The organism is Wenzhouxiangella sp. AB-CW3, assembly GCF_014725735.1.
Classification (GTDB): domain Bacteria; phylum Pseudomonadota; class Gammaproteobacteria; order Xanthomonadales; family Wenzhouxiangellaceae; genus Wenzhouxiangella.
Window position 1 is genome coordinate 2504048 of record NZ_CP061368.1, and the last position, 12597, is coordinate 2516644.

11 protein-coding genes and 1 pseudogene are annotated in these 12597 nt (G+C 59.6%); 5 read left to right on the forward strand and 7 right to left on the reverse strand.

What is annotated here, in order from left to right; genetic code table 11:
• Positions 1-105 precede the first annotated feature (105 nt).
• Positions 106-1533: a glutamate--tRNA ligase gene (gltX, locus tag IC757_RS10935; RefSeq protein ID WP_190974347.1), complete on the reverse strand. Its 1428-nt coding sequence runs from the start codon at positions 1531-1533 to the stop codon at positions 106-108.
• An 88-nt stretch (positions 1534-1621) separates the two neighbouring features.
• On the opposite strand from gltX, the gene mltF reads away from it, so the two are divergent.
• A complete protein-coding gene (gene mltF / locus IC757_RS10940) occupies positions 1622-3049 on the forward strand; it encodes a membrane-bound lytic murein transglycosylase MltF (protein WP_190974348.1) in 1428 nt (475 codons plus the stop codon).
• 26 nt (positions 3050-3075) lie between these two features.
• Here the strand turns inward: mltF and dnaQ are convergent, their stop codons facing one another.
• From dnaQ to IC757_RS10955, 3 genes are all read right to left on the reverse strand, one after another.
• Positions 3076-3780 (reverse strand): DNA polymerase III subunit epsilon, encoded by a 705-nt coding sequence (gene dnaQ, locus IC757_RS10945; protein WP_190974349.1) that lies wholly within the window; start codon positions 3778-3780, stop codon positions 3076-3078.
• 173 nt (positions 3781-3953) lie between these two features.
• On the reverse strand, positions 3954-4400 hold the full coding sequence (gene rnhA, locus IC757_RS10950) for a ribonuclease HI (protein WP_190974350.1): 447 nt from the start codon (positions 4398-4400) through the stop codon (positions 3954-3956).
• Positions 4397-4996, reverse strand: coding sequence for a hypothetical protein (locus IC757_RS10955; RefSeq protein ID WP_190974351.1), 600 nt, complete (start codon positions 4994-4996; stop codon positions 4397-4399). Before IC757_RS10955 ends, rnhA begins: the two co-directional genes overlap by 4 nt.
• A 59-nt stretch (positions 4997-5055) precedes the next feature.
• On the opposite strand from IC757_RS10955, the gene gloB reads away from it, so the two are divergent.
• Positions 5056-5823: a hydroxyacylglutathione hydrolase gene (gene gloB / locus IC757_RS10960; protein WP_190974352.1), complete on the forward strand. Its 768-nt coding sequence runs from the start codon at positions 5056-5058 to the stop codon at positions 5821-5823.
• 372 nt (positions 5824-6195) lie between these two features.
• On the opposite strand, the gene IC757_RS16935 is transcribed toward gloB, so the two are convergent.
• Positions 6196-6672, reverse strand: a complete 477-nt coding sequence (locus IC757_RS16935; RefSeq protein WP_190974353.1) for a prepilin-type N-terminal cleavage/methylation domain-containing protein — start codon at positions 6670-6672, stop codon at positions 6196-6198.
• A 135-nt stretch (positions 6673-6807) separates the two neighbouring features.
• Here IC757_RS16935 and IC757_RS10970 point away from each other — a divergent pair, with 135 nt between their 5' ends.
• The 3 genes and pseudogenes from IC757_RS10970 (at position 6808) to istB (ending at position 10112) form a co-directional block, all read left to right on the forward strand.
• Positions 6808-7404 (forward strand): membrane-associated protein, encoded by a 597-nt coding sequence (locus IC757_RS10970; protein WP_190974354.1) that lies wholly within the window; start codon positions 6808-6810, stop codon positions 7402-7404.
• Between the two features lie 455 nt (positions 7405-7859).
• A pseudogene (gene istA / locus IC757_RS10975) lies at positions 7860-9385 on the forward strand (IS21 family transposase).
• On the forward strand, positions 9372-10112 hold the full coding sequence (gene istB / locus IC757_RS10980) for an IS21-like element helper ATPase IstB (protein ID WP_190974355.1): 741 nt from the start codon (positions 9372-9374) through the stop codon (positions 10110-10112). The pseudogene istA and the gene istB overlap by 14 nt, the downstream one beginning before the upstream one ends.
• An 891-nt stretch (positions 10113-11003) precedes the next feature.
• Here the strand turns inward: istB and IC757_RS16765 are convergent.
• Both IC757_RS16765 and IC757_RS10985 read right to left on the reverse strand, forming a co-directional pair.
• A complete protein-coding gene (locus IC757_RS16765) occupies positions 11004-11438 on the reverse strand; it encodes a hypothetical protein (RefSeq protein WP_223846098.1) in 435 nt (144 codons plus the stop codon).
• Between the two features lie 543 nt (positions 11439-11981).
• Positions 11982-12587, reverse strand: coding sequence for a hypothetical protein (locus tag IC757_RS10985; RefSeq protein WP_190974356.1), 606 nt, complete (start codon positions 12585-12587; stop codon positions 11982-11984).
• Positions 12588-12597: the final 10 nt, after the last annotated feature.

Genomic DNA, 12597 nt, shown 5'->3' on the forward strand with positions numbered 1-12597 from the left:
GAATTGTTTCCGGTTTCCGGTTTCCGGTTTCCGGTTTCCGGTTTCCGGTTTCCGGTTTCCGGTTTCCGGTTTCCGGTTTCCGGTTTCCGGTTTCCGTCTCCAACCCTACCCGGCAGCCACCCTGGCTTCGATATGGGCCAGCGCCCGGTCGATCCGGTCCAGGCTGCGCCCCTTGCCCATCAGCCACAGGGTCTGGTTGATGGCCGGGGACTGGCCGTGGCCCATTAGTGCGACCCTGAGGGGCATGCCGATCTTGCCGAAACCGATTCCCAGTTCGTCGGCAGTGGCCTGCATGGCAGCCTGCAGGGCGTCCGGTGTCCAATCGGCCAGAGCTTCCAGCCGGCCACGCAGTGCCGTCAACGGCTCGGCGGCCACCGGGCGCAGGTGTTTCTTGGCGGCACCGGGCTCGAATTCTTCGTAGTCGGTAAAAAAGGGCCGGCTCTGCTCGACCAGCTCGACCAGGGTTTCAACCCGTTCGGCCTGCACGGCAATCAGATCGGCCAGCGGTGGACCCTGCTCGGCCTGCAGTCCGGCACGCTGCAGGTGCCAGATCAGCTCCGAATGCACCCGGTCACGATCACCCTCGCGCAGGTAATGGTGGTTGAGCCAGTTGAGCTTTTCGGTATCAAAGCGGGACGCTTTGCGGTTGACATCGCCGATATCGAACAGCTCAACGAGCTCGTCACGCGAAAAGATTTCCTGGTCGCCGTGGGACCAGCCCAGCCGGGCCAGGTAGTTGACCATGGCATCCGGCAGATAGCCCTGCTCCCGCCAGGCCAGTACGCTGACCGCCCCGTGGCGCTTGGACAGACGCGCGCCGTCATCGCCCAGAATCATGGGCACGTGGGCAAACGTGGGCGGTTCGGCGCCCAGGGCGCGATAGATATTGATCTGGCGCGGCGTGTTGTTGATGTGATCGTCGCCGCGAATGACCATGTTGATATCCATGCCCATGTCGTCGATGACCACGGCGAAGTTATAGGTCGGCGTGCCGTCGGCACGCATGATGACCAGGTCGTCGAGCTCGCTGTTGGCCACCTCGATGCGCCCGCGCACGTGGTCGTCGAAGACCACGCTGCCCTCGTCGGGGTTGCGGAAGCGGATGACCGGCTCGACGCCTTCCGGGGCTGAGTCCAGGTTCCGGCAGTGCCCGTCGTAGCGCGGCTTTTCGCCGTTTGCCATCGCCTCTTCGCGCAGTTTTTCGATGCGCTCCCTGGAACAGTAGCAGCGATACGCCTGGCCCGATTCCAGCAAGCGATCGACCGCCTTGCGGTATTCGTCAAAACGCTCGCTCTGGTAGAACGGCCCTTCGTCGCAATCGAGCTCCAGCCATGCCAGGCCGTCGAGAATGGCCTGAACGGATTCGGCCGTCGAGCGTTCGCGGTCGGTATCCTCGACGCGCAGCACGAACTGACCACCCGAGTGACGGGCGGCCAACCAGCAAAACAGCGCCGTTCGGGCACCGCCGATATGCAGATATCCGGTCGGTGAAGGGGCAAATCGGGTACGGATGGGACTTTTCTCGCCCGTCATGGTCTCAGTGGGTCCGGAACAAAGCCGGATATTTTACCAGAGGGCCGGACTCAAGCCTGGGTCCGAATTCCGGTATAAAGGACCCTGCATGAGTGCAAGAAACCGTTCAATTCGTCTCAGCGACCGGCTGCGCGGCCTGCTGCGCCTGCTGCTGATCGGCCTGGTGGTGGTCATCGTGGCCACATCGGGCGACAGCCGGCTGAGCCAGGTTGAGCGGATCGAGCAGCGCGGCAGCCTGATCATGCTGACCGTCAACGGCGCCAGCACCTACTTTCTGGGCGCCGAAGGGGAGACCGGCTACGAATACGAACTGGCGCTGGACTTTGCCGAGTCGCTGGGCGTGGCGCTGGAAGTCAACACCGTTCCGACGGTCGCCGATTTGATTCCCGCGCTCAGGTCAGGCAAGGGAGACTTTATCGCCGCCAACCTCACAAGAGTGCCGGAGCGGCAGTCCAGCTTGCGTTTCGGGCCGGTCTACGAGGAAGTCCGGCAGGTCGTTGTCTATCGACGTGGCTCGGCGCGCCCGGCATCACTGGACGATATGACCGATGGCCGATTGGTCCTGCTGGAAGGCAGCAGCTTTGAGGCCCTGCTGGCGGATCATCCCGCCGATCTGAGCTGGGAAACCCTGCCCCGGGCCAGCATCGAGGATATCTTCGATGGCATCAGCAACGAGGAGATCGATTACACGATCATCGACTCCAATATTCTCGAACTCAACCGCCGTTTCTTCCCGGCCATTCGCCCGGCCTTCGAGCTGGGCGAGCCCCAGCCACTGGCCTGGGCCACCCGGCGCAGCAATGACGACAGCCTGGTGCAGCAGATGCACCGGCACTTCGCCCACGCCAGTGAAAGCGGACGACTGGCCGAGATCCGGCACCGGCACTATGATCACGTCGAGGCCTACGAACCGGTGGGCACGTTTACCTTCATGCGCCAGATGCGCGAGCGCCTGCCGCCCCTGCGGCATCATTTCGAGGAAGCCGCCGAACGCTACGACCTCGACTGGCGACTGCTGGCGGCCGTAGGCTACCAGGAATCGCACTGGAACCCCAACGCGGTGTCGCGCACCGGCGTAAGAGGCGTGATGATGCTGACCCAGCGCACGGCGCGCCAGCTCGGGGTGGAAAACCGCCAGGACCCGGAGCAGAGCATCATGGGCGGTGCCCGCTACCTGCGCTCGATGATCGACCGGGTGCCCGAACGCATCGATTATCCTGATCGTCTCTGGCTGGCACTGGCCGCCTACAACGTCGGCTACGGCCATCTTGAAGATGCGCGCCGCCTCACCGAAGGCCTGGGTGGCAATCCGGACCGCTGGCTCGACGTGCGCGATCACCTGCCCCTGCTCACACAGGAACGCTATTACAGCCAGACGCGGTTTGGATATGCGCGGGGATACGAACCGGTGCACTTTGTCGAGAACATCCGGACATTCTTCGAAATCCTGCTGTGGATGGAAGGCCGGGAGCACCCGCTGCTGGCTGGCGTGCCGTCCGGCATCGAAACAGAGTAATTGCCCCGGCAAAGCCGTGGCTTTAGCTAATCTCCACCTTCAAGCCAAAGACACTTCCCCGCACTTTCCCGAATGGACTCCAGGCGTGCCTGATGGGCTGCCATTTCCTCGGTCGTGGCCCGGCGCACCACCAGCCTTGACAGGTCCAGCGCTTCCAGCGGCTCGTACCCCACGGTTTCCTCGTTCTCGTCGGACAGCGCCAGGCCCAGGTCGACCTGGCCACCGGTCATCGCCAGGTAGACTTCGGCCAGCAACTCGGCATCCAGCAAGGCGCCGTGCAGATCACGACCCGAGTTGTCCACCTCGTAGCGCTTGCACAAGGCATCCAGACTGACACGCTGGCCGGGGTGCAGCTCACGGGCCAGGTCGAGAGTATCGAGCACCGTGGCATGCTCGGTCACACGGGTGGGCTGTTCCAGACGGGCCAGCTCCGAGTCCAGGAACCCCACATCGAATGACGCGTTGTGAATCACCAGCTCGGCATCGCGAATGAACTCCAGAAACTCACCGGCCACATCATCGAATCGTGGCTTGTCGGCCAGAAACTCATTGCTGATGCCATGCACCTGCAACGCCTCGTGCTCCACCTCGCGATCCGGATTGAGGTAGACATGGAAAGTCCGATCGGTAATCCGGCGCTCGACCATCTCCAGGCAACCGATCTCGATGATGCGGTGGCCTTCGGAGGGCTCAAGGCCGGTGGTTTCGGTGTCTAGGACGATTTGGCGCATGAATGACTAGTGTGAAGTGTGAGGTGTGAAGTGTGAGGTGTGAAGTGTGAGGTGTGAAGTGTGAGGTGTGAAGTGTGAGGTGTGAAGTGTTAGGTGTTAGGTGTTAGGTGTTAGGTGTTAGGTGTCGATGCCAGGCTCGCACCTTTCACCTCTTACCTTTCACCTTTTACCTCTTACCCTTTCACCTTCCGCGCTTGCGTGGAAGCAAGCTCGTCGGCTCGTTCGTTTTCTGGGTGGCCAGAGTGGCCTTTGACCCAGTCCCATTGGACGGTGTGTCGCTGGCGGGCCTGGTCTAGGCGGCGCCAGAGTTCGGCGTTTTTTACCGGCTTTTTCGAGGCGGTTTTCCAGCCGTTCTTTTTCCAGTTGTCCATCCACTCGGTAATGCCCTTGCGCACGTACTGCGAATCGGTGGTCAGGATGACCTGGCAGGGTCGTTTGAGTGCTTCCAGTGCCTGTATGGCGGCCATCAGTTCCATTCGGTTGTTGGTGGTGTCGGCTTCGGCGCCGGACAGTTCGCGTTCGTGACCGTTCCAGCGCAGTAGCGCACCCCAGCCGCCGGGGCCCGGATTGCCCAGGCAGGCCCCGTCGGTCCAGGCATGCACGGCCTGCTTCCCGCTCATGCCGCGCGACACTGCGTTGCCGAGACACCGCCGGTGGTCATGCGCGGCTGGGAAAACCGCATCGGCTGGATTCTGGCCGGTTCGGCGGGTTTGCGGGCCACCAGCACCAGCACCGCGCTCAAGCCCGGCACAAAACCCCGAAATTGACTGGCCGCCGGCGTGGCCAGCCGGCATCCCCGGCGCGCGTGCATGATCTGGAAATGGGGCCAGCTCGGCAGGCGCAGGGCGTCACGACCAATCTCGCGCCAGGCCAGCGGATGCCAGGGATTGGCGGTCACCGAAATCAGGACACCGCCAGGACGCAGTACGCGCAGTGCTTCATCCAGCGGATCGATTTCGAATGCCGGCTGCCAGACATGTCTGAGCAACACCGCGGGAGCCGAACGACTTTCCAGCGGCCATTGATCCAGCGGGGCCATGAACGGCCAGCGACAGCGCGCACCATCGACCAGCACCCGACACCGGCGTGCCGGAAACTCCGGCGATGCACTGGCCGTCGGTGCGACTTCCAGCACCCAGCTGGCATGAACACCTTCCAGCGCCGCCGCCACCAAGGGCGCTTCCAGGCGCTGCAGCCGGGCAAAACCGGCCGGCATTCGGGGCGCGTTAGAATGACTGCTGCTCACGCTGGAAAGGATACCAGAAGGAGTTCGAAATGCCGCTGTCAATCGAGGCCATCCCGGTTCTGGATACCAACTACGTCTGGGCGCTGCACGACGGTCAAAGCTGTGTACTGGTCGACCCGGGCAGTGCCGACGAGCCCCTGGCGTACCTGCAGAACAATGGGCTTGAAATGTCGGCCCTGCTTATTACCCACCATCATCCCGATCACACCGCGGGCGTCAATGCGCTGCTGGCCCACAGCAAGGTGCCGGTATGGGGCCCCCGCGATGAACGCATCGCCCAGGTCAGTCACCCGGTCGGCGAAGGCGATCGATTCACCATCGATCAGCCGTCCTTGGCGTTCGAGGTCCTGGAAACACCCGGCCATACCACCAGCCACATCATGTTTCATGATGGCCGACACCTGATCAGTGGTGACACACTGTTCTCGATCGGCTGTGGCCGCCTGTTCGAGGGTACTCCGGCACAGATGCTGCACTCGCTTGACAAACTCTCCGGCCTGCCCGACGAGTTGAAGGTCTACTGCGGCCACGAGTACACGGTCGACAACTGCCGCTTCGCCCGTCAGGTCGAGCCCGAAAACAAGGCGCTGCAATCCAGATTGGCCGAAGCCGAGCGCCTGCGCGAGAATGATCAGATCACACTGCCCTCTACGCTGGGTGGAGAGCGGGCAGCCAACCCCTTCCTGCGTGTGCGCGAGCCCGCGGTCATCGAAGCGGCCAATCGCCGGGAACCGGGTACCGGCAATGACCCGGCAGCCGTTTTCGGGGTCATCAGGCGGTGGAAGGACAACGGCTGAAACCGCGCAGGAAGGCTTGGCAGCAAGACGCAGTCAACAGATCAGCTATTGGGCCATGCGGTTAATAAGGTAACACTCAGCCGTCGCACAAGCGTCGTGGGCAAGGCGCGCGAGCGCAGGACTGGCCGTCGCCAATTCAAGCGAGCGGAACACGTGCAGCGGCTCCACTCGCAAGGCTTCATTCGCTACGCGAAAGTCGCCATGCGGTTTCGCCTGCCCACGGCGCTTGTGCGACGGCCCTTCGGGAGTCACTGTGCTGGCGCGACTCGGCGTTGCGTTTCTTGGCAAGGACGCTGCCATTCCCTGCGAAACGCGCCTTGATTCGCGCCAGCACAGTGGCTCTGAGCGTTACCTCATTAACCGCATGGCCCACTAGTTACGCGACAGTACACAGGGCTGTCGGACATCCCAGCCCTGACCCAGCCATGCATCGGAGGGCGGCGTCAGCAAAAAGCGCGTGACCCAGAAGACCGCTGCACCGTCGTCCAATTGACTGGCCCATTGCTCAGCCGGTGTATTGCTGTCGATATTGCTGACGGTGAAGACCGACCGATCGAGATGCGGGAAGAACTCGTCGATCGCTTCATCACAGGCCTGAGTTCCGGTGGTGGTGATATCCACGCAGTCGCTGCTTCCGGACCGACAGGCCGCCACGTTGATGGTGTCCTGGCTAATGAGCGCGGCCGCCTGCGCCCGGGTGGATGCCTCTTCTGCCTCGGGTTGCAAGTCGATGAAACGCGGCAAGGCAACCGCCGCAAGCAGACCCAGCAGCACAATCACCGCCACCACCTCGACCAGCGTGAAGCCGCCTGCATACAACACAGGCACTCGCAGATTTCGAACGCTCATACTGGCTACCACCCCTTGAAACTGCAGTCGTTCGGGCCGGCCGTGTCCGCGCGCACCTGAGCTGGGACCACCAGGCACGGCAGGCACCATCCCGATAGACTGTACATGATGCCGTACTGACCGCGAATTATACCCATGATGGCCTCAACGATTCCCATCGGGCTCAAGCTGGCTTTTACCGCCATGACCATCGTTGTTCTGACCGCGTACTGGTTCCGCTACGGTCCGGCCAACTATCTCTGGTTCTCCGATATCGCGCTGATCGGAGCCACCCTCGCACTCTGGCTGGAAAATCCGCTGCTGGCATCCACCATGGCCGTCCTGATTCTCGTGCCCGAAACTGCCTGGATCGTCATCCTGCTGACGCGCCTGATCACCGGCTGGCAGGCGTTCGGCCTGCTCGGCTACATGTTCGACACGAACCGCCCCCGCTGGCTGAGACTGCTGTCGCTGTTCCACATCCCGCTGCCACTGGTGCTGGTCTGGATGGTCTGGCTGCAGGGCTATGACCCTCGCGCCCTGCCGCTGGCCATTGCCATTGCCTGGCTCGTCTTGCCCTTGACCTGGCTGATCGCCCCGCCCGAACGCAACATCAACTGGGTGCATGGCATGACCGGCGCCGGCGATCAGAAGCGCTTGTCACCCATGGGCCACCTGCTGTTCCTGATGATCGGCATCCCCCTGCTGTTTCACCTGCCCGCACACTGGGTGCTGTCACTGCTCGGTTCCTGAGCCGGGCATCTCATCCACGCACAGACGCGGCAGCGATTCAGGGGTAACCCCCAACTTTTGGTGCACTTGAATCCAAGAACATCAATTCTCGGAGGAATTATCCAATCGATCGGCCTGATCCCAACTGTGGTTGTAGGTGGTGCCGTGGGGCGCAGTCAACTTGCGCCTCCATTGTAGCTGCCAAAAAACACTCAATTGAAACGACGGGCCGGCAGTTCGCAACTAACAATGTAATCAAACTCCAAGGAATCGTAGGTACTCGCTGCTGAAGAAATCGATTCCGACACCCCAAGAGAAACTGCCACCACAGCGACTAACCCACCTGTTAATGGCCAACTAAACTGACCCACTATTGGCCAACAATTTTGACCCACCCCGGGTGGCTTTGGCCACAAAACACTGTAGCGTCCCGTGCCAGACAAATAAGCCGGGACAGATCATTGAAGGAGTGGGTTGTGATTCACAAAATCAAAGCATTACACGATCAGGGGCGGGGCCTATCGGTCCGGGCGATCAGCCGGGAACTGGGCATTGCCCGTAACACGGTTCGCAAGTACCTGAGACTGAACGAGATGGCGATCAGCCAGGCCCAGGAGGATCCCTCGCGTAGCAAGCGTCTGGACGAGTATCGAGATTTCCTCATCCACCAGCTCAAGACGTATCCCCGGCTGAGCGCCATCAAGCTGGCTCGGCGACTGCGTGAGAAAGTGGGCGAGTTGCCAGCCTCTGAGCGTAGCCTGCGCCGCTACGTGCGAGCACTCAAGGAGCAAATCGCCAACGGCCAGACTCGTTATTACGAGCCGGTGGTTGACGCCGTACCCGGCGTTCAGTGCCAGGTTGACCCCGGCGAGCTGCGCGGAGTGATGATCGCAGGGGTGGAGCGGGTGGTCTACTTCGTGGTCTTCGTTCTGGCCTGTTCACGGCTGATGTACGTGGGGGTGCGATTCCAGCCTCTGGACACCGAGGCGTTCATCCAGCTTCACGACGAAGCCTTCCGCTACTTTGGTGGTGTGCCTGAGGAGTGTGTATACGATCAGACCAAGCTCGTGGTGATCCACGAGCGGTACCGAGAGCTGACGCTCAATCAACGCTTTCACCAGTACGCCACGACTGCCGGTTACCGGATCCATGCCTGCGAGGGCTATGATCCCGAGAGCAAGGGCAAGGTGGAGGCCGGGGTCAAGTACGTCAAGCAGGACGCCCTTTACGGGGAGTGCTTCGAGAGCGAGACGGCGCTGTGCCAGCACCTGCAAGGCTGGTTGGAGGCCGTGGCCAATGTTCGCAAGCACGGCGCCACCGGTCGCCAGCCGCGGGCCCACTTCGAGGCCGACGAGCGCGCACACCTGCGTCCCTACATTGTGGCGCAAAGCCTGCTTCAGGCTCGCCCTGACCACGAGACCCGCCGGGCCGACAAAACCGGGCTGATCTCGTGGAAAGCCAACAAGTACTCAGTGCCCTGCGCTGGCAGCGGGCCCAGGTGGGTGTCTCTGAACAGGAGGGGCACCTGCATATCCATGACCTGGAGAGCGGCGAGCACATTGCTGAGCACGTGCTGTGTCTGGAGAAAGGCCGCACGATCAAGAACAACCACCACTACCGGGATCCGGCCCAGCGCATCGCGGATCTGGAAGCGGCCATCTGCCAACAGCTGCCCGACGGTCAGGGCGAGACGCTGTGCCACCTGCTCAAGGTGACCTCGCCGAGGATCTACAAGGACCAACTGGCAGGCCTGCGTGATCTGCTCAACCGGCATGGACCCGTCGACGCCGAACTGCTGCAGACACTGACTCAGCAGCCCCGGTTGACCGCCAGCACCGTGCAACGCTACCTGGAGGCGTGGCAGCAAGCTCGAGACCGCGGGCGAGCCCCCGATACCAACACAACGCCTGATCATGAGGACCGAATGCCTGTCTCGGCCCTGCAAGCCTATGCTCAGGTTGGCCGCTCCAGTGGCCAGGAGGTGACCCATGAGTCGGCTTGAACAGACCCAGTCCCAGTACCGCAGCCTGCGCCTGAGCGCCACCGCCGGGCACCTGGGTGAGCTGCTGGCCCAAGCCGAAGCCAACGAGCTGTCCTATCTGGAGTTTGCCCGGCAGATCGCCGAGCACGAGCTGGCCGAGCGCACCCGCCGCCGCATCGACCGGCACCTGAAACAGGCACAGCTGCCGGCGCACAAGCCGCTAGAAGCGTTCGACTACCGCCACCAGACCACCATCACCAAGCGTCAGGTCAGCGCCCTGCTGGACTTCGGCTTCATCGATGAGCGCCAAAACCTGGTGTTCATCGGTCCGCCCGGGGTGGGCAAGACGCACTTGGCCATCGGCATTGCTCTGAAGGCCATTGAAGCCGGCTACAAGGTGCTGTTCCGCACGGCACTGGCGCTGGTCGAAGACCTGGAGCTGGCCGAGATGAAAGGTGAACTGAAAAAACGGCTGAGACAGTTGGGTAAGTACGATGTGCTGGTGATCGATGAGCTGGGCTACCTGCCCATGACCCGGCAAGCCCGCTACAACCTGTTCCAGCTGATCAATAGCCTGTATGAGTACCGCTCAATCATCCTGACCACCAACAAGGACTTCAGCAACTGGGGAGCCTTCTTCCACGATGACGCCGTGGCGGTACCGATCATTGACCGCGTCATCCACCACTCACACATCTTCATGCTGGGAGGAGAGAGCTATCGCTTGAAACAGAAAACCACGAGCTAGACGACACACGGTGGGTCAAAATAAATGGCCAAAAGTGGGTCAAAATAGATGGCCATTGACACCACCCTGCAAGGCTTCTTGGCCTAGCGGGTAAAAGCTCGCAATATGTGAAAAAACCTCCCCACCAATCTCAACTGTAGAGTGCTGCCTTACCTCAGGTGGACCTGACAGGGGAACTAGCCCATCGGAGAACCGGTTAAACTCCACCATATATCTGGATCGTAGCTGATCTGACCCAACTGCCCCACTTCTTACCAGGTGGACATTCTTCACTCCACCTTCCACTATAAAGAACGCGAACTTGCTCTGGCCCTCACCAACAAAGCAGCTTGCCTGATCAAGGTCATAGCGCTCCGACATCCATTCAAAGGAACTCCGAAACTCACAGCCAACCGCAAGGAAAAGAACCAGAGGGCATGCCATCACGAAACGCGTACTACATTCAATCATCTTCGAATATCTCCCTCCATATTGGGCACCCCTCAACCAACGTGATCACCCACTAGCGGAGACTCACCCATGGAGCAATTCAAGCCACCACCAAATCAACAGTTCACCGACACACGCACTATACGCCCCCCTCAGACTCCGTCACTTGCTTTACTTCCCTCCCGCCCCATCAGGCAATCCATTTAGGCTATGCGGATTACGCTCTCGTCAGTTTGGGCCCTCAATGATCATCTCCACGTTCTATGCCCCTTCATCAAAAAGCAGATACTGAACGAACCAGGAAAGCGCCATCAATTCAACCACAAGCACACCCAACAACACATGGCGCCCTTCAGGAACACCTATATGGCAAAACTCAACGAGATGCAACACCTACGGCATGCCATATCGGAACCCTACCGCAGAGCGCAAGGATTATCGAAAACCTGTTTCATTCGCACGTCAATCTGGCTTTTTACTTTCATGAACAAAGCAACGTACATTACTCATATATACACCTTCATGGTCCTTATTGAAGCGTGTCCTAACTTCTGCAGCAATGATTGCCTCCGGGACGACTGCGGCTGGGAGCCTCTCGTTGTTCAATACATCCTTGACCCAGGCAGGGGGATCTGCAGAGTACAGAATCCGGACTCTACTGCCTTCAAACATCCCAAATGCACATTCCCCCAGCATCGTCACACGGAATCCATCAGCGCTTCTCACCACGGCTGCTGCCTGAGCAGGGCCTGATTCAAGGACAAGGAACTCAGCACTCTTGATGACCAAATCGGCGGTACAGGGCGCATCACTACATGACGATGCACTAGAATCACTCCACCCGCATCCAGAAACACAGGCAACCAGCATCGTCAGGTTAAGAATCTTCTTGATCAAGGATCTTGCCAACATTCATCCCACGCCTGCATTAGATCATATCTGGAAGCACGCATCATGCTCCTACCCAGTTCCTTGCCACCATGCTATCTGTCCGCGTACCAGACGGCCAATGTCGCCTGGAAACGAAAGCAAGCGCTCGCTGCTGCTCCGTTAGAACTCATATTCATGTCACGCCGCTTCATCGGGTGTTGCAGCGCTTTTAGGCGAGCTTGGAACCAGCCTGGAAAGGGCACCCATGATCTGCAGGAAGCATCCTACAACATAACACGACAATTTTAGGATTTCACCACCCTGGGTCTCTCGCCATCATTGGCGCATGACCGACCCACGCAGCCAACTGGTCAGCGATGGACTTCTGGCCTTTTCTATTTGGTCTTCTGTTGGGCGAGAGACGGATCTCATCATGTCGCGGAGCCTAAACCCGGCACCACTAAGACGCCGACTATATGCACGCTAACCGCATCTTTCATCACGCTCACAAACCGGAGGCGTCCATATACTGTCTGGTACTCCAATCGTACATGACCCCGACCTTCCTCGTCATTCACATATTGGTGGCGAGTCATCGCTGAGAGCACCTTTGCAGAACTCCACCATCAAACCAAGGTCACCATCATCAATAGTTACACGAAGTTCAGAAAAACCCTCATCAGAATACTTCGAAAATAGGACACCCCAGGTTTCACTGCCAGGATAGAAGCAAATATTTTCCTCATAGTTAGTCAGGTCAAGATCCATCGTTGCAACCTCATCGTATACCAACTTCATTATGCTTTCGGGCGAACTCTCTGTATACTCCTCATATTCACCCATCAACAACTGATCTTGCTCCTCCACCCAAACGGAACCCCCCCTCTTTGCACCTTCCGGTGAACCCAAAAACTTGACAACCCAATTATTCAGTCGCCGAGAATAGCACGCCTGTATATCACGCCCTTCGACGTCAACACCTTGAGCGACTGCCTGTCTTTTAGCAAAACCCAAAACCTTGGAAACCGATCGATCAGAGTATCTCTTCTCAGAATAGTTATCATAGGAATGCGTTTGGCATCCAATCAAAAGCACTGGAACTACAGTTGAGAACAGCAAAATACGATACCGCCTCACAAAGTACCGTATTAAAGCAATTGCCCAATCATCGACCATGACACGCCCT